The following is a 17,069-nucleotide window of genomic DNA, read 5'->3' on the forward strand; positions in this document are numbered from 1 at the left end:
AGCGCCGGCCGGTCGGCTCCTCCGGGCCGGACCGGCGCTCCCCCCTCCGGATGCGGTTCAGGCGTCGATGCGCGATCGGTCCAGGGTCGCGGCGGAGCTGGTGATGAACTCCTTGCGGGGCGCCACGGCGTTGCCCATCAGCAGGTCGAAGATCTGCTCGGAGGCCTCCAGATCACCGATGTTGATCCGGCGCAGGGTGCGGTGCCGCGGATCCATCGTGGTCTCCGCCAACTGGTCCGCGTCCATCTCACCGAGGCCCTTGTAGCGCTGGATCGACTCCTTGTACCTGATCCCCTTGCGCTGGAACTCCATGAGGGTGGCGCGGAGTTCGTTGTCGGAGTAGGTGTAGACGTACTTGTCCTGGCCCTTCTTGGGGTGGGTCAGCTCCACCCGGTGCAACGGCGGGACGGCCGCGAAGACCCGTCCGGCCTCGACCATGGGCCGCATGTAGCGCTGGAACAGGGTGAGCAGCAGGCAGCGGATGTGCGCCCCGTCGACATCGGCGTCCACCAGCAGCACGATCTTGCCGTAGCGAGCCGCGTCAAGGTCGAAGGTCCTGCCGGACCCGGCTCCTATGACCTGGATGATGGCACCGCACTCGGCGTTCTTGAGCATGTCCGAGACCGAGGACTTCTGGACGTTCAGGATCTTGCCGCGGATCGGCAGCAGCGCCTGGAACTCCGAGTTCCGGGCGAGCTTCGCGGTACCGAGCGCCGAGTCCCCCTCCACGATGAACAACTCGCTCCGCTCGACGTCGTCGCTACGGCAGTCGGCGAGCTTCGCGGGCAGCGAGGAGGTCTCCAGGGCCGTCTTCCGCCGCTGTGCCTCCTTGTGCTGCCGGGCCGCGATCCTGGTGCGCGCGGCGGCGACGGCCTTCTCCAGGACGGCCCGCGCCTGCTGCTTGGCGTCCCGCTTCGTGGAGGTCAGGAAGGACTTCAGCTCCTTGGCCACCACGTTGGCGACGATCCGGGAGGCCGCGGAGGTACCGAGCACCTCCTTGGTCTGCCCCTCGAACTGCGGCTCGGCCAGACGTACGGTGACCACCGCCGTCAGCCCCTCGAGGGCGTCGTCCTTGATGATGTCGTCCTCCGCGACCCGCAGCAGCTTGCTGGAGCGGAGCACCTCGTTGACCGTCTTGGTCACGGAGCGTTCGAAGCCGGATACGTGCGTTCCGCCCTTCGGGGTGGCGATGATGTTGACGAAGGAGCGGACCGTGGTGTCGTAGCCGGTTCCCCAGCGGAGCGCGATGTCCACGCCGAGGTCGCGTTTGACCTCGGTCGGGGTCATGTGGCCGCGCTCGTCCAGGACCGGCACGGTCTCCTTGAAGGAACCGTGTCCAGTGAGCCTCAGGACGTCGCAGACCGGCTTGTCCTGGGCCAGGTACTCGCAGAACTCGCTGATCCCGCCGTCGTACCGGAAGGTCTCCTCGGTCGGCCGCTGCTCGGCGCCGTCCGCGCCGGTGAGCATGCGCTCGTCCCGGACGACGAGGGTGAGCCCGGGGACGAGGAAGGCGGTCTGCCGGGCCCGGGCGTACAGCGTCTCCAGGGAGAGCCTGGCGTCCTTGAGGAAGATCTGCCGGTCCGCCCAGTAGCGCACTCGGGTCCCGGTGCGGTTCTTCGGCACCTTCTTCTTCCTGAGCAGACCGCTGCCCGGGTCGAAGGGCGCGTCCGGGCCTGACTCGGTGAAGATCCCCGGGACACCCCGCCGGAAGCTGATGGCGTGGGTGTGCCCGCCCCGGTCCACCTCCACGTCGAGTCGGGCGGAGAGGGCGTTGACCACCGAGGCTCCGACACCGTGCAGACCCCCGGAGGCGGCGTAGGTGCCGCCGCCGAACTTCCCGCCGGCGTGCAGCTTGGTCATCACCACTTCGACACCGGACAGTCCGGTCTTGGGCTCGACGTCGACCGGGATGCCTCGGCCGTTGTCCCGGACCTCCACCGACCCGTCGTCGCAGAGCACCACCTCGATGTGGTCGCAGTGGCCCCCGAGGGCCTCGTCGACGGAGTTGTCGATGATCTCCCAGAGGCAGTGCAGCAGTCCCCGGCTGTCGGTCGATCCGATGTACATACCGGGGCGCTTGCGCACCGCCTCGAGGCCCTCGAGGACGAGCAGGTGCCGCGCGGTGTAGTTGGAACCGTCTCGGTCTGCTCCGGTCAGAAGCGCTGTGGACGGCACGGACGTCTCGGCGGTCACGCGGTTCGCTCCTCGCTGAATTTTTTGTCCGGCCCGTTCCCGGGCCAGGTCGGCTTGGGTCACCGGTGAGAGGGTACCGAGGCCTGGTAGAGCCTTTGTGCAGCCACCCAAGAGAAAGGTCACGACCATGATAATTCGATCGCGCGTTCGATAGACTGGGGGTGTGACGCGTACATCACGTTCCTTTCCGCGCATGAACCCTTTAGGCTCCGGGCACGTCCTCATGGACAAGCCGGCAAGCCAGCCGGAAGGACGAACCCAGACAAGCGCGATGAATACGTAAGCCCACGCACTACGGCTCATTCGCCGCCACCCGGCAACATCCGCACCACTTCGAAGAAATTTCGAGCGGAAGGGCAGAAGCGGGAACGTTTTCGGCCCGATCGGGTGTTGACCCTGGTACGACAGCTCGTCGAGCTAGAGAAGAGGCGACGTGACTACAGTTCTGACCCCCGCGAGCCCCCTGACCGCCGCCGATCGCTGCGACCGTTGCGGCGCCCAGGCTTATCTGCGCGTCCTGCTCAGCAGCGGTGGCGAGCTGCTCTTTTGCGCCCACCACGGGCGCAAGTTCGAGCCGGAGCTCAAGAAGGTCGCTGCGGAGATACAGGACGAGACGGAGCGACTCACGAGCGATTCGGCCTCCAGGACCGAAGAGGAACGCTGACACATCGCATCCACGACGAGCCACGCCGGCCTCCCTGGCCGGGGTTCGGGCGGTGCTTCTGGAGACAGAAGCACCGCCCGAACTCGTCTTGGCTGCCGCTCCACGGCCGCGGCCCCTGACGGGCCGAGCCGGCTCGCCCCCGGGCGGGGCGCACCCGCCCGAGCTCCGACGCGGCGCTCACATCCGCGCCGCCACGGCATCCGCGACCGCGGAGATCTTCGTGTAGACGCCCGGGCTGCCCGCCCGCCCGCAACCACTCCCCCATGACACCAGGCCGATCAGACGGCCCCGAGCGACCAGCGGCCCGCCGCTGTCACCCTGGCAGGCGTCACCGCCGCCACCCGGCTCCCCCGCACACACCATGGAGCCGGCCTGGTAGGTACCCTCGGGGTTTCCCGGGTAGGCCCGCTCACAGACGGCGTCCGCCAGCACCCGCACCGGTGCCGCGTGCAGCACGGCGGCGTAGTCCCCCTCACCGCTCGTGTCGCCCCAGCCGTACACCGTCGCTTCGGTGTCCGGCCTGTACCCTTCGTCATCCGGCTCCTCCGCCATCGGCAGGACATACCGCCCGGGCAGTGGCTCGCGGAGCGTCAGCACCGCGAGATCGCCCCGATTGGTCGTGCTGTCGTAGTCCGGATTGACCCAGCTCCGGAGTACCGGCAGCTCTTCACCCCCGCTCCGGCCCAGGTCCTCGCGCCCCGCGATCACCCGCAGGTCCCGCACCTTCGCCCGGTCCACCCCCAGCACCTTCTCACTGAGGCAGTGCGCGGCCGTCAGAACGGTGCTGCGCCCGACCACCACGCCCCCGCAGAACTGGCCCGACCGGTGGTCGCCGAACCGCTCCCGGCTGCCCAGCGCCACCGCCCAGGGGCTCTCCTCCACCTTGGCCGCCTGCCCGCCCACCACCACCTGGTCGGCGGCCGCGGACGGCGCGCCGGCCAGCAGCAACGCCACAGCGCCCGGCAGCAGTACCGGCAGTCCGCTCAATGCTCGCGAGATAGGGCCCATACCGTCTCCTCACTACGCGGTGCATCGGCAACACCCAGAGTGAGCCAGACGAGACCGGCCTGCCACCCGGACGGGGCACGGCGGCAGGCCCGGAACCCAGGTCGGGTTCCGGGCCTGCCGCCGTCGTATACCGGGAAACAGTCCTGCCGGGGATCAGTCGAGGTAGTCGCGAAGGACCTGGGAGCGGGACGGGTGCCGCAGCTTCGACATCGTCTTGGACTCGATCTGCCGGATGCGCTCGCGGGTGACGCCGTAGACCTTCCCGATCTCGTCCAGCGTCTTCGGCTGGCCGTCGGTGAGCCCGAAGCGCATGGAGACCACGCCGGCCTCCCGCTCGCTGAGCGTGTCCAGGACGGAGTGCAGCTGCTCCTGGAGCAGGGTGAAGCTGACCGCGTCGGCCGGCACCACGGCCTCGGAGTCCTCGATGAGGTCACCGAACTCGCTGTCGCCGTCCTCACCGAGCGGGGTGTGGAGGGAGATCGGCTCACGGCCGTACTTCTGGACCTCGATGACCTTCTCCGGGGTCATGTCCAGTTCCTTGGCCAGCTCCTCCGGGGTGGGCTCGCGGCCCAGGTCCTGGAGCATCTGGCGCTGCACCCGCGCGAGCTTGTTGATGACCTCCACCATGTGCACCGGGATGCGGATGGTGCGGGCCTGGTCCGCCATCGCACGGGTGATCGCCTGCCGGATCCACCAGGTGGCGTACGTGGAGAACTTGTAGCCCTTGGTGTAGTCGAATTTCTCGACGGCCCGGATCAGACCGAGGTTGCCCTCCTGGATCAGGTCGAGGAAGAGCATCCCCCGGCCGGTGTAGCGCTTGGCCAACGAGACCACGAGCCGGAGGTTCGCTTCGAGCAGGTGGTTCTTGGCCCGTCTGCCGTCCTCGGCGATGATCTCCAGCTCACGCTTGAGCTTGGGAGCGAGCTTGTCGGAGTTGGCGAGCTTGTCCTCGGCGAACAGCCCCGCCTCGATCCGCTTGGCCAGCTCCACCTCCTGCTCGGCGTTGAGCAGCGGCACCTTGCCGATCTGCTTGAGGTAGTCCTTCACCGGGTCGGCGGTCGCACCGGCCGCCGCGACCTGCTGCGCCGGGGCGTCGTCCTCGTCCTCGTCGGACAGCACGAAGCCCTGGCTCTCCGGTTCGGCCTCGACGGCAGGCCCTTCGGCGCCCGGCTTGGCCGCCGAGGGAGCGGCGGTCTCCTCGGCCACGCCGTCGACGTCGAGCAGCGCCTCGGTGTCCTTCTTGGCCGCGGTCTTCTTGGCGGTCTTCTTCGCCGCTGCCTTCTTGGCGGTGGTCTTCTTGGCCGCCGTCTTCTTCGCGGCCGCCTTCTTCGCGGGCGCCGGCGCCTCGTCGGCGGCTTCGACGGCCACGGGCTCGGCAGCCTTCTTGGCCGCCGTCTTCTTCGCGGTCACCTTGGTCGCGGTGGTCCTGGCGGAGACGGTCTTGGTGGCGGTGCGCTTCGCCGGAGCCTTCGCTGCGGCGCTCTTGCGAGTGCGCTTGGGTGCTTCTGCGGCACTGACCATCAGCGTCACACCCTCCTCGTCGAGGACCTGGTTGAGGCTGCGCAGAACGTTCTTCCACTGGGTTGGCGGAATCTGGTCAGCTTCGAAGGCCCGACGCACGTCATCGCCGGCGATCTGCCCCTCAGCCTTTCCCCGCTCGATGAGCGCCATGACAGACTCGGACTCGGCAATCTCCGGCGGGAGCGTACGGGAAGTGCTGGCCGACACGAACAACCTCTCGGAACGATGGAAACGGCTTCCGACCCCGGGGGATCCGGAGCCGACGACCGCCGGCGGGGATGGGCCGACGGCGCGCGGGCGGAGCCGCAGAGCAACTCAGCGTCGCGAACGACGGCCGTATTCCTGCAGCGGCTATCACCTCTTAAGTCATCGCGCTTCCCCAAAGAGCGTTACGCCCATCCCGCGTGTCCCGAGTCACACCGCACAACAGATCGAAACCCCGCAAAACGGTACGTACACCCCCAGCGGGCCCGTCAAACCGGGCGCTCAGGGACCTTCCAGGCCCGCACCGACGCTCCGGCGTCGGCGGTGCGGGGCCTGGAGCGTCGGGGCGGGGCGACGGCGTCCGCTGCTCCGTCAGTGCTCACGCGGAGCCGGAACCACTCGTTCCACCTCGGGCTGCGCGGTCAGCAGATGCCGCATCGCGGACTCGGCGGCTGCGGCGTCACCGGCGGCCACGCCCTCCACCACCCGCGCGTGGTGGCCGACCGAGGTCTCCGTCGGCCGGTCACATCCGGTGGCCTGCCCACCGGACACCTGGAGCGCCGAGGAGACGATTCCCGCGAGGTGCTCGAGCATCCGGTTGCCGGCGAGCTGCAGCAGCAGACCGTGGAACTCCGCGTCGGCGCGGGAGAAGGTCAGGGCGTCACCCTGACCGAGGGCGTGGCCCATGATCTCGGTCATGTCCCTGAGCCGCTGCTGGACCTCCTCCCGGTTGCGGCCGGCGGCCAGCCGGGCCGCCAGCGGCTCGATGGCCCACCGCAGCTCGGACAGTTCCCGCCGCTGGTCGTCGCGCTGCGGCCCGAAGGCCCGCCACTCGATGATGTCCGGGTCCAGCAGGTTCCAGTCGCTGACCGGACGGACCCTGGTGCCGACATTGGGGCGGGCGCTGACCAGGCCCTTGGCCTCGAGGACGCGCAGCGACTCGCGTACGACGGTCCGGGAGACCTCGAAGCGCTGGCCGATCTCCTCGGGCACCAGCGGCCGGTCGGCGCCGAGGTCGCCGGAGACGATCATCTGCCCGAGTTGCTGGACGAGTTGCCCGTGGAGTCCGCGACCTCGGTTCCCCGAGGCTCGGCGGCCGACCCGGCCCATCTCGCTCTCGCCCTCCCAGGAAGGGCTGCCGGTGCGGTCGCCCACCGGGGAATCGGCGTAGGGGTAACGGTTGAGCTCGCCCGACCCGGCGGAGCCGGGATCGACGGAGCGAGCCGTGGTCATCATGGTGTGCGCAAGGGTACTCACGCATCCTTTGTCGGCGGCCTTTCGGGCACCCTTGAGGTCTTTGGTGAAAAGCACACGAAAGGGTGATCGCCCATTACCGGATAATTGACGCTAAATCATTATGAACTGGGGTGCAAGCACTGACTCTGTGGTGGCCACTCGCCATGAACTGCCGTTATCCGCCTCCGCGCCCCATGGACTGCCGGCTCGGCGGCGGCCGATCCCCGGACGGCGATCGGCGAAGGTCTCGGCCAACACGGCGAGCGCTGCCGCCGGTTGGGAGAGCACCCGCCTGAGAACGCCTCGCACTGCTGCCCTCGTAGTTGTGGGACAGCCCTCGGCGCCTGGATGCGCCGGGGCCGGTGAATCCGGCGTCCCGGACCGCTGTCTTCGGCGGGGCGAGGCCCTCGCGTCCGCGGCAACCGGACCCCGTAAAGCAGGCCGACGCGCGTTATCCGCACGCCGCCGGTGTGCTGCCCGCGGCGGGGGGCCGTCTCCGGTCCGACTCACACCTCGGGGCGGAGCATGGGCGGGTTGAGGACCGTTGCCCCGCCCGCGCGGAAGAGTTGGGCGGGGCGACCGCCCTGGCGAGTGGTGGTTCCCCCGGTGGGCAGGAGGAAGCCGGGGGTTCCGGTGACCTTCCGGTGGAAGTTGCGCGGATCGAGAACCACCCCCCAGACCGCCTCGTAGACGCGCCGCAGCTCGCCGACCGTGAACTCCTGCGGGCAGAAGGCCGTGGCCAGCGAGGAGTACTCGATCTTGGAGCGGGCTCGTTCCACCCCGTCGGCCAAGAGCTTGGCGTGGTCGAAGGCGAGCGGTGGAGGGCTCGGCTCGGTCCCCCTGCCACCGTCCTTGCCGAGCAACTCAGACACCGGAGCCCAGCGTGCCCCGTGGACGTCGCCACCCGCCCGGGGCGTCGGCAGGTCCGGGGCCAGGGCCAGGTTCGCGACGCTGACCACGCGCATTCGCGGGTCCCGGTGCGGGTCGCCGTAGGTGGCCAGTTGCTCGAGATGGGCCCCCTTGCCACTCGCCGAAGTCGTCGGCCCGTCCGCCGAGATACCGGTCTTCTCGGACAACTCGCGAGCCGCCGCCTCCGCCAGGTCCTCGTCGGCACGGACGAAGCCGCCCGGCAGCGCCCACCGCCCCTGGAACGGCGGCTCACCCCGTCGGACCATCAACGCGCAGAGGGCGTGGCGCCGCACGGTGAGCACGACCAGATCGACGGTTACAGCGAAGTGGGAAACGGCCGACGAATCGGAGGGCGACATGCCGTGATCATAGTTGGCCCCTCCGCGGTGAACAGGCTCTTCACGGCCACTTCATCGGCGGCTCCTGGCGCCCCTTGAGCGGGATCCCCGAAAGGCGGCCCGCCGTCCGGCCGGGCGACTGCGGGACGTCCCGCCCCGGGCGGTACCGCTCCGCACCGGACGCCGGCACCTGAGGGCCTTCTTCCGCGGCCGCCTCGCAGCAGGCGCCCCCGGGGGCGCCTGCTGCGAGGCGGCGGGCGGGGCGTCCGGTGCACGCCGCGCGTCACGCTCCGCGCGTTCCTCCCGCAGGCAGCTCCGCAACTGCTCTGGATCCAGCCCCTCGTTCACGCCCTGGTGCAGGAGCCTGGCGAAGACGTAGTCCGGGTCCGCCTGCAGCGCCAAGGCCAGGGCCACCCGGGCAGTCGGTTCGTCACCGGTGGACCAGGCCACCCAGCCCGCGAGGGTCAGTGGTGCCGCGGCGTGATCGGCATAGGCTCCGACGCAGCGACGGGCCAGCGCGCGCCATAGTCGCAGCGCCGGCGCGGCTTCCGGCCCTTCCATCCACTCCGCGGCCCGGTCCCGGGTGGTGCGGTCCTGCAGACCGAGAACGACCGCCGCGGCCTCCTCCGGTGCCAGCAGCCCGTCGTCGACGGCGTCGCCCTCCGGGCCGTCTCCCTCCGGGAGCACGCCGGCGAACCGGGTCAGCAGCAGCCGGACGAGTTCCAGGGTCTCGGTCTCGACGACCTCCCGGTCCTCACCGCCCAGGATCCGGGGGACGAGATCGGCCGCGGCCTCGTCCAGCGCCTTCTCCTGCTCCTCGCCTCCGGGGCCGGACGGCGGTGCGAACCTCGCTTCCATCTCGCTGAGTGAGCCGCGGACCCTCAGGCCCGCGTAGGTGGCCGCCGCGGCCATCACCGAAGTGCCGGAGAGGGCCAGCGGTGCACCTTCGGCGGGGCAGCAGCGGGGGTCGGGGCAGCAGTACGACCAGTAGCGACCGTCCGAGACGCACAGCGCCTCCAGCACCGGTACGTCGCGTGTTCCGCAGGCCCGGCGGAGCCGCTGGGCGAGCGGCCGCAGCCACTCCATGACCTCCTGTGCGCTCTGGTCTCCGGTCGGCTCCTGACAGAGGAAGAGGACGACTCCGTCGGGCTTGCCGGTCCGCTTCTCGCTCCCCGAGATCAGGCACTCGGCGAGTTGCTCGGAGACCTCCCGCCACTCCTCCCGGTGGTCCGGGATACCGAGCCGGAGGCGGCCGCCGAAGCGGCCGCGGCGACCGTGCAGGGCCACCATCACCACGCTGTCGTTGGGATAGAAGCCCATGAGGTACGGCAGTGCGTCGGCGAGTTCTTTGGGGCTGCGCAGGGTGACCTGGTTCGCCGTCGTGGACTCGAAGGACCGGGGTGGTTCGCTGTTCTCCGTCATGCACCGAGGGTGCCGCCGCACCGGTCGTTTCCACCACCCCTGTGGATATCCCGCCCATATCCTCTGATTTTCCCTGTGGATTGTCTCGCCGGAAACCGGCAGCATCACCGACCGATCCGGGGGCAAATCCGGTTTCCGCGTGCGGTCTGCACGGCGGCGGAGTGGCACCCGGCAGGACGCGGCCGACGAGGTCGACCCACCGGATCAGGCCGAGCGGGCTACCGCCCGACGACCTGCTCTGCCGTTCACCCGACCGGGCTCAGGCCTGGCCGGCTGCGTGCCGGACGGCTTGACGGTCGGGCAGCCGGAGCAACTCCCCTCCGCCTGCCCACGGACTCGGTGCCCTGGACGGAGCCGCCTCGCGACCTCCCGGCTCGCCGGAGGCACACCTCCGCTGACGGTCTGTTTGGCGATGCCGCGCGCGCGGTAGCACAGATGCCTGGGCCGGCAGCGGCTCTGCAGCCGGTTCCCGCAGTGAGGAGACAGACCCGCTATGCCAAGCAGAACAGGGCGCAGACTGGCGGTGGTGACCGGTGGGACCGCCGGAGTGGGCCGGGCCACGGTGCGCGAGTTCGCCGCCCGTGGATACGACGTCGCCGTGCTCGCACGTGGTCGGGCGGGTCTGGACGGCACGGTGCGGGACGTGGCGGAGCTGGGTGGCGAGGCCCTGGGTATCCCCGTCGACGTCGCCGACCACGTGGCGGTGGGAGAAGCCGCCGAGCGGGTCGAGCGGGAGTTGGGCGAGATCGATGTGTGGGTCAACGCGGCCTTCGCCGGCTCGCTGGCCTTCTTCCGGGAGACCTCGCCCGAGGAGTACGAGCGAATCACCGCGGTCACCTACCTCGGTCAGGTCAACGGCGCCCGGGCCGCCTTGGAGCACATGCGGCCCCGCGACCGTGGTGTCATCGTCAATGTCGGCTCGGCCATGGCCTACCGGTCCATCCCCCTGCAGTCGGCCTACTGCGGGGCCAAGCACGCGGTGAAGGGGTTCACCGAGTCCGTCATCTCGGAGCTGATCCACGAACGGAGCAACGTCAGGATCTGCATGATCCAGCTGCCGGGACTCAACACCCCCCAGTTCAACTGGAACCTCAACCGGATGCCGCGGCACCCCATGCCCGTCCCCCCGGTCTTCCAACCGGAACTTCCGGCCAGGGGCATCGTCTTCCTGGCCGAGCACCCGAGGCGCAACATGTGGGTCGGGCTTTCCACCGCACTCACGATCTGGGGCGCGCGGCTGGCACCCAGGCTGGTGGATCTGTACCTGGGGCGCACGGGCGTGGGAAGCCAGCAGACCGAGGAGGACGATCCCCGCTGGGAGCCCAACCTCTTCCAGCCGTCCGACGCCGACACCGACCGCGGAGCCCACGGCCCCTTCGACCGCCGGGCCCACGACCGCGACCCGGTGCTGTGGATGTCGCTACGTCGGCGCCGCCTGGTCTGCGGTTTCGCCGCCGCGGCCGCGCTCGGCGCGGCCGCCGTCGGTGCGCGGGTGTGCGGGCGGGCCACGAGCGGTTCGAGTACCTGACACCGCACCGATCCCCGGTACTGACCACCCCGCCAGGGGCACCGCCCCTCCGCCGGGGCCGTACCGGACGGCTCACCGGATCGGCGGCCGGCGCAGGTCTCAGGGCAGCGGACCGGAGGCGTCACTGAGACGGACCGCGCACTCCAGCAGGGCGGCGTGCACGAATACCTGGGGCAGGTTGCCGCGCAGCTGCCGCTGCCGCACGTCGTACTCCTCCGCGAAGAGTCCGGACGGTCCGCAGGCCGCTCGGGTCCGCTCGAACCAGCGGAGCGCTCCGGTACGGTCCCCTAGACCGTCGGTGGCCAGCGCCATCATGAACCCGCACAGCAAGAAGGCGCCCTCAGCCTCGCCGAGCCGGGTGCCCGGGTGCTCGAAGCGGTAGACGTACCCGTCGGTGGCCAACCGCTCCTCGATGAAGGCGCGGGTGACCGCGGCCGCCTGGGGGTCGCGGGACGGACAGTGGCGGGCCATGGGGACGAGGAGGGCCGCCTCGGGCCCGTCGTCGTCGGCGGCCCGCCGCCACCGGCCGTCGGAGCGCAGGCACCGCCGCCGGGTCTCACCGAGAACGGCGTCGGCGATCTCGTCGAACCGGCGGGCCGCCGCCCGCGGCATGACCTCCGCGACGCTGCGGAGACCGCATACGACGCTCAGCCGGGAGTGGGTCCACCACCGGTCCTCCAACTCCCAGAGCCCGGCGTCGGGCCGCCGCCAGTTGCGCTCCACCGCCTCCGCCGCGATGTGCACCGCGCGCTCGGCGTCCGGCGTGAGCCGGTCGTGCCGCGCCGCGGCCGCCATCAGCTGCAGCACCTCACCGAAGGTGTCGAGTTGGAACTGCGCGGAGGCCTGGTTCCCGATCCGGTCGCTGCCGCCCGGGTAGCCCAGGAGTCGCAGCGGGCGCTGCTCGGGTACGGGTTCACCGGTGACGGCGTAGGCCGGCCGGACGTGTTCACCGTCCTCGATCAGGCGTTCCGCGGCGAACTGCACGGCTCTGTCGAGCAGGTCGTGGGCCCCGTGGGCGGCGATCGCGAGGCCGGCGTAGCACTGGTCCCGCAGCCAGGCGAACCGGTAGTCGTAGTTGCGCCCGGTGTCGGCACGCTCCGGCAGGGAGGTGGTGGCTGCGGCGACCATGCCTCCGTCGGCACTGGTGAGACCCCGGATGACGGCGTAGGCGTGTCGGGCGTCGCGTGGCGCGGCGAGCGCTGAGCAGTCCGGTACGGCGCTCGCCCACTCCTGCTCGGTTCTCCGCCACAGCTCGGCCGGATCGAGCGGGCCGGTGGACGGCCCGGTGGCGATTTCCAGCACGATGTCGTGCCGTTCTCCCCCGCGCAGCCGGAATTCACCGCTCAGCCCGGACCCGGGGTGCCAGCCGGCTCGGTCGGCGCCGAGCAGCCGCAGCCGCAGCCCGGGGGACTCCGCGGTCCACACTCCCCCCGCCTCCAGACGGTGGTTGCCCATGCTCCGCGCGCCGAACCCCGGGCGCGGATCGAGGCTCAGCCGCAGCACGGCCTCCCCTCGCTCGACGCGCATCCGCCGCAGCAACACCAGGCGATCGGCCGAAGCGGGCATCGCCAGCGCGTCCCGGCACTCGATCACGGAGTCGGCGGTCAGCCAGCGACTCACCCGGATGAGGGTGCCTTCCTCGTAGTAGCCGCCCCAGACGCGCCAGCGGTCGACCGGCTCCACCGAGAAGTGCCCACGCCCCCCGATCAGGGAGGAGAAAAGGGCGTCGCTGTGCCAGCGGGGCGCGCTCAGCCACACGATCCGCCCGTCGGGGTCGACCACCGCACCGCGCTCGCCGTCGGCCAGGACCGCGTAGTCCCGCAGGACCCGGGGCGGACAGGGGCCGTCCCGGGTCTCTGCTGGCATATCGGCTGTCCCGTTCGTGAGGCTCCGGTGCCACACCACCGAAGCGTTCGGTCGCGCCTCTCCCCGGCCGGGCGTGGGTGCGAAAGTGGGTGCGAAAGGGGCGTCTTCGAGGTCAGTGAAGTGGTGGGGCCGGCGGAGGCCCTCCCCCGCGCCGGCGAGGGCTCCGTAGGCCAAGGTAGGCGGCCGTCGCCGCCGTCGCCACACGTGCGCGACGGCGGCCCGGGAGGCCGGCGGGAGAACGCGCGCGGTGCCGATCCGCTCTCCGCCGCGCGGCGTCGACCGGCCGGTCAGCCCGCCGCGGCGAGGACCAACGGCAGAACTTGTTCGCTGCCGGCCCGACGGAGCAGGCGGGCGGCGACCGCGAGGGTCCAGCCGGAGTCGGTGTAGTCGTCCACGAGCAGGACCGGTCCCGAGGATCGGGCCAGCGCTTCGGCCAGCCCCTCCGAAAGGGTGAAGGCGCCGGACAGTGCCCTGAGCCGTTGGGCGGAGTTGCTGCGGCGTGCCGTGTGTGCGCCGTCCGGCCCCGTGTACGTCAGGGTGCCCAGGAATGGGAGGCGGCCGACGGTCGCGATCCCCTCGGCCAGCGAGCCGACCAGCCGCGGACGGGCCAGCGACGGCACGGCGACCACTCCCACCGGCCGGGCGGAGGCGTCCGGCACGTTCGACGCCCAGCCGCCGGGAGACCGGGCCCAGTCGGCCAGGACCTCGACCGCGGCCCGCAGGACGTCGTCGGGGACCGAAGCGTCGGGGGCGTTCTCGGCGAGCAGTGGGCGCAGCCGGTTTCCCCAGCCGATGTCCGAGAGACGCCCCAGGGCGCGCCCGGTGGAGCACTGCTCCTTGACCGGGATGCGCCCCTTGAGGTCGACGCCGAGTGCGGGCATCCCCGTCGGCCACATCCGGCGCGGCTCGACCTCCACCCCGGGGCGGTCCAGTTCCTTCGCCGCCCCGGTCAGCACCTCCGCCGAGACGGCGGCATCGGCCCAGGCCCCGGCGCAGTTGTCGCAGCGGCCGCAGGGGGCGGCGCCCTCGTCGTCCAGCTGCCGGCGCAGGAACTCCATCCGGCACCGGGACGTGCTCACGTAGTCACGCATGGCCTGCTGCTCGGCGGCGCGCTGCCGAGCGACCCAGGCGTACCGCTCGGAGTCGTAGGCCCACGGCTCGCCGGTGGCGATCCAGCCGCCCTTCACCCGCTTGACCGCGCCGTCGACATCGAGCACCTTCAGCATCGTCTCCAGCCTGGTCCGCCGGAGTTCCACCGACGCCTCCAGGGCGGGTACGGACAGCGGCCGCCCCGCGTCGGCGAGAGCCGAGAGAGTCTGCCGGACCTGCGCCTCGGGAGGAAAGGCGGTGTCCGCGAAGTAGCGCCAGATGGCCTCGTCCTCCTTGCCCGGCAGCAGCAGCACGTCGGCGTGTGCCACACCGCGGCCCGCGCGCCCCACCTGCTGGTAGTACGCGATCGGGGAGGACGGCGAGCCGAGGTGGACCACGAAGCCCAGGTCGGGCTTGTCGAAGCCCATCCCGAGAGCCGATGTCGCGACCAGCGCCTTGACCCGGTTTTCCAGCAGGTCGGCCTCGGCCTGCAGCCGGTCCGCGTTCTCCGTGCGCCCGGTGTAGGAGGCCACCGGGAAGCCGCGCTGCCGCAGGAAGGCCGTGGCCTCCTCGGCCGCCGCCACCGTCAGCGCGTAGACGATCCCCGAGCCCGGCAGTTCGTCGAGGTGCTCGGCGAGCCAGGCCAGCCGGTGTGCGGCGTCCGGTAGCCGGACCACCCCCAGCCGCAGGCTCTCCCGCTCCAGCGGGCCGCGGAGCACCAGGGCCTCGCCGGCGCCGGTACCCAGCTGCTCCGCCACGTCCGCCGTGACCCGTGCGTTGGCGGTCGCGGTGGTGGCCAGCACCGGTACCCCGGGGGCGAGTTCTGCGAGCATGGCCCGCAACCTGCGGTAGTCCGGGCGGAAGTCGTGGCCCCAGTCGGAGATGCAGTGGGCCTCGTCCACCACCAGCAGGCCGGTCGTGGCCGCGAGCTTGGGCAGCACCTGTTCCCGGAAGTCCACGGAGTTGAGACGTTCCGGACTCACCAGGAGGACGTCGGTCTCGCCCTGCTCGACCTCCTGGTAGATGGTGTCCCACTCCTCGGGGTTGGCCGAGTTGATGGTGCGCGCCCGGATACCGGCCCGGGCCGCCGACTCGACCTGGTTGCGCATGAGCGCCAGCAGCGGCGAAATGATCACCGTCGGCCCGGAGCCGCGCCGGCGCAGCAGGGCGGTGGCGACGAAGTACACCGCCGACTTACCCCAGCCGGTGCGCTGCACCACCAGCGCACGCCGGCGCTCCTCCACCAGAGCCGCCACCGCCTGCCACTGGTCCTCCCGCAGTTGCGCCGAGCCCACCGGGGCGCCGACGAGTTCGGCGAGGATGGCATCGGCTTCGGTCCGGAGCTCCAGATCGTCCATGCCCCCATGCAACCGGATGGCACTGACCATCGGCCAGTTCACCCGGTGTGACATCCGGCTCGCGGGCCGTTCCGGTCAGGGGGCGTGCCCGGCGGCGGGCGGGTACCTCGGCCGGACGCCCGTTCGGCGACTGCGAGGATCCGCCACCGCCGCTCGGCGTTGCTCCCCGGCCGGAGAGCCGGGGGGCCGGCCGGTGGCCACCGGTCGCCCCGATGTTCCCGCACGGAGCAAGGACGGCACCGGCGGGCGGCTCTCGCGACAGCCGCCTCCGGTGCCGTCCAACTGGATCCGCCGGTGGAATCCGGGGCGGAACTCAGCCGTTCGCGGTCAGCGCGTTGATCCGCTGCGGGTCTCCGCAGACGATGAGCAGCGCCGCCGCTTTCGAGCGCGCGGCCTGCAGCGCCCGCTCGGCTGTGTCGGCCGTGCCACCGTTGAGGGCGAGGACCACTACCGGCCGGGCGGCCGCTCGCTCGAAAGCGGCGGCGTCGGCGTAGAAGACGTCCTCCCCAGCATCGTGCTGCGCCCAGTAGGCATCCGCTCCGAACGACAACTCGTGGACGGCCCAGGGGTGTTGTTCCCCCGAGGTCAGCAACAGGACGTCGCTCGGCTCGCGACCCGAATCGAGCAGCAGGTCGACGGCTTCCTCAGCGGCGTCCAGCGCGCCGTGTTCAGCGGCGGGGATGAGCTGGATCTGCGGCGCCGACCCGGCCGGAGCGGCATCGGCCGCCACCCTCGCCTCCGACGGCGTCGCGGAGGCGGCGGCCGACTCGCCGGCGGCACGCTGCGCGGGCATCGAGGCGGGAGTGGTTCGGCCGGGCCGCGCTGGTCCCGGTCGGGGGCCCGGGCGCGGAGGACCGGGACGGGGGCCGGGGCGAGGGGTCGACGCGCTACGTCCGGTGGCCGGGGTCGCGCGAGGACCGGGGACTCTCTCGTGAATCGGTGGCTCCTCGGGGGTGAGAGGCATGGGCAGTTGTCTATCAAACACCGGTGCGACTCGGACAGCGGGGGCGGGGTTGGGCAGCGCTAGAAGTCAAAGCCGAGCTGTTCTTCAGTTCCGGCCGCTTCGGTCGGGGCGACCCGCTGCTTCCTGAGGTGCTGCCACCGCGGCAGCGCGTCAAGAAAGGCCCAGGAGACCCGGTGGTGCCTGGTCGGGCCGAACTTCGCCAGTGCGGCTCGGTGCACCGGGGACGGGTACCCCGCGTTGTCCTCGAAGGCGTACTCCGGGCAGTCGGCCCCCAGCTCGGCCATCAGAGCGTCCCGGCGGACCTTGGCGATGACCGACGCGGCGGCCACGACCACGCAGGACTGGTCGCCTTTGATGACCGTGCGGACTCGCCACGGCGGGCCCAGGTAGTCGTGGTTGCCGTCGAGGATCACCGCCTCCGGACGGACCGGAAGCGACTCCAGCGCTCTCGACGCCGCCAGCCGGAGCGCCGCGGTCATGCCCAACTCGTCGATCTCCTGCGGACTGGAGTGGCCCAGCCCGTAGGCGGTCACCCAGCCTTCCAACAGCTCGGCGAGCTCCGCACGCCGCTTGGGCGCTATGAGTTTGGAGTCGGTGAGCCCTTCGGGCGGCCGCCGCAGGCCGGTCACGGCGGCACACACGGTGACCGGCCCGGCCCAGGCGCCCCTGCCGACCTCGTCGACTCCGGCGACGATCTTGGCACCGGTGGTGGCTCGCAGGGAGCGCTCGACGCGATGGGTCGGCAGTTCGTACGGCATGACAGGGGTCA

Annotated in this window: 12 protein-coding genes; 2 read left to right on the plus strand and 10 right to left on the minus strand. The window is 71.3% G+C overall.

Translation table 11 applies throughout. From position 1 onward, the window contains the following. Nucleotides 1-57: 57 nt before the first annotated feature. Nucleotides 58-2,193, minus strand: coding sequence for a DNA gyrase/topoisomerase IV subunit B (locus tag BGP73_RS20790; protein ID WP_069817200.1), 2,136 nt, complete (start codon nt 2,191-2,193; stop codon nt 58-60). A gap of 433 nt (nt 2,194-2,626) precedes the next feature. Between BGP73_RS20790 and BGP73_RS20795 the strand changes: the two genes are divergently transcribed. After that, on the plus strand, nt 2,627-2,857 hold the full coding sequence (locus tag BGP73_RS20795; RefSeq protein ID WP_069817202.1) for a DUF7455 domain-containing protein: 231 nt from the start codon (nt 2,627-2,629) through the stop codon (nt 2,855-2,857). A gap of 177 nt (nt 2,858-3,034) precedes the next feature. On the opposite strand, the gene BGP73_RS20800 is transcribed toward BGP73_RS20795, so the two are convergent. From BGP73_RS20800 to BGP73_RS20820, 5 genes are all read right to left on the minus strand, one after another. After that, nucleotides 3,035-3,865 (minus strand): S1 family peptidase, encoded by an 831-nt coding sequence (locus BGP73_RS20800; RefSeq protein ID WP_069817204.1) that lies wholly within the window; start codon nt 3,863-3,865, stop codon nt 3,035-3,037. Nucleotides 3,866-4,018: 153 nt separating this feature from the next. Continuing rightward, a complete protein-coding gene (locus BGP73_RS20805; RefSeq protein ID WP_079127726.1) occupies nt 4,019-5,599 on the minus strand; it encodes an RNA polymerase sigma factor in 1,581 nt (526 codons plus the stop codon). Nucleotides 5,600-5,962: 363 nt separating this feature from the next. Then, nucleotides 5,963-6,901 carry a FadR/GntR family transcriptional regulator gene (locus BGP73_RS20810; protein ID WP_079127727.1) on the minus strand — a complete coding sequence of 313 codons (939 nt, stop codon included), beginning with the start codon at nt 6,899-6,901 and terminating at the stop codon, nt 5,963-5,965. A gap of 431 nt (nt 6,902-7,332) precedes the next feature. Then, nucleotides 7,333-8,094, minus strand: a complete 762-nt coding sequence (locus BGP73_RS20815; protein ID WP_069817211.1) for an NUDIX hydrolase — start codon at nt 8,092-8,094, stop codon at nt 7,333-7,335. A gap of 51 nt (nt 8,095-8,145) precedes the next feature. Continuing rightward, nucleotides 8,146-9,495: a DUF4192 domain-containing protein gene (locus BGP73_RS20820; protein WP_069817212.1), complete on the minus strand. Its 1,350-nt coding sequence runs from the start codon at nt 9,493-9,495 to the stop codon at nt 8,146-8,148. A gap of 493 nt (nt 9,496-9,988) precedes the next feature. Between BGP73_RS20820 and BGP73_RS20825 the strand changes: the two genes are divergently transcribed. Further along, on the plus strand, nt 9,989-11,023 hold the full coding sequence (locus BGP73_RS20825) for an SDR family oxidoreductase (RefSeq protein ID WP_069817214.1): 1,035 nt from the start codon (nt 9,989-9,991) through the stop codon (nt 11,021-11,023). A gap of 99 nt (nt 11,024-11,122) precedes the next feature. Here the strand turns inward: BGP73_RS20825 and BGP73_RS20830 are convergent, their stop codons facing one another. The 4 genes from BGP73_RS20830 to BGP73_RS20845 all read right to left on the minus strand — a co-directional run bounded on the left by BGP73_RS20830 (nt 11,123) and on the right by BGP73_RS20845 (nt 17,058). Continuing rightward, entirely contained in the window at nt 11,123-12,889 is a 1,767-nt protein-coding gene (locus BGP73_RS20830) for a glycoside hydrolase family 15 protein (protein WP_069817216.1), read from the minus strand. Nucleotides 12,890-13,176: 287 nt separating this feature from the next. Further along, nucleotides 13,177-15,336 (minus strand): RecQ family ATP-dependent DNA helicase, encoded by a 2,160-nt coding sequence (locus BGP73_RS20835; RefSeq protein WP_069817291.1) that lies wholly within the window; start codon nt 15,334-15,336, stop codon nt 13,177-13,179. 313 nt (nt 15,337-15,649) lie between these two features. Continuing rightward, nucleotides 15,650-16,300, minus strand: a complete 651-nt coding sequence (locus BGP73_RS20840; protein ID WP_069817218.1) for a hypothetical protein — start codon at nt 16,298-16,300, stop codon at nt 15,650-15,652. A gap of 59 nt (nt 16,301-16,359) precedes the next feature. After that, nucleotides 16,360-17,058, minus strand: a complete 699-nt coding sequence (locus BGP73_RS20845) for a ribonuclease HII (protein WP_069817219.1) — start codon at nt 17,056-17,058, stop codon at nt 16,360-16,362. Nucleotides 17,059-17,069: the final 11 nt, after the last annotated feature.

It is taken from the genome of Streptomyces sp. TP-A0874, assembly GCF_001748085.1.
In the GTDB taxonomy this organism is placed as follows: Bacteria; Actinomycetota; Actinomycetes; order Streptomycetales; family Streptomycetaceae; genus Streptomyces.

What these genes read in the sequence shown, in the direction of transcription:
- BGP73_RS20840 (WP_069817218.1), bottom strand. Translation starts at nt 16,300, where the DNA reads ATGCCTCTCACCCCCGAGGAGCCACCGATTCACGAGAGAGTCCCCGGT.
- BGP73_RS20830 (WP_069817216.1), bottom strand. Translation starts at nt 12,889, where the DNA reads ATGCCAGCAGAGACCCGGGACGGCCCCTGTCCGCCCCGGGTCCTGCGG.
- BGP73_RS20825 (WP_069817214.1), top strand. Translation starts at nt 9,989, where the DNA reads ATGCCAAGCAGAACAGGGCGCAGACTGGCGGTGGTGACCGGTGGGACC.
- BGP73_RS20815 (WP_069817211.1), bottom strand. Translation starts at nt 8,094, where the DNA reads ATGTCGCCCTCCGATTCGTCGGCCGTTTCCCACTTCGCTGTAACCGTC.
- BGP73_RS20800 (WP_069817204.1), bottom strand. Translation starts at nt 3,865, where the DNA reads ATGGGCCCTATCTCGCGAGCATTGAGCGGACTGCCGGTACTGCTGCCG.
- BGP73_RS20835 (WP_069817291.1), bottom strand. Translation starts at nt 15,336, where the DNA reads ATGGACGATCTGGAGCTCCGGACCGAAGCCGATGCCATCCTCGCCGAA.
- BGP73_RS20845 (WP_069817219.1), bottom strand. Translation starts at nt 17,058, where the DNA reads ATGCCGTACGAACTGCCGACCCATCGCGTCGAGCGCTCCCTGCGAGCC.
- BGP73_RS20820 (WP_069817212.1), bottom strand. Translation starts at nt 9,495, where the DNA reads ATGACGGAGAACAGCGAACCACCCCGGTCCTTCGAGTCCACGACGGCG.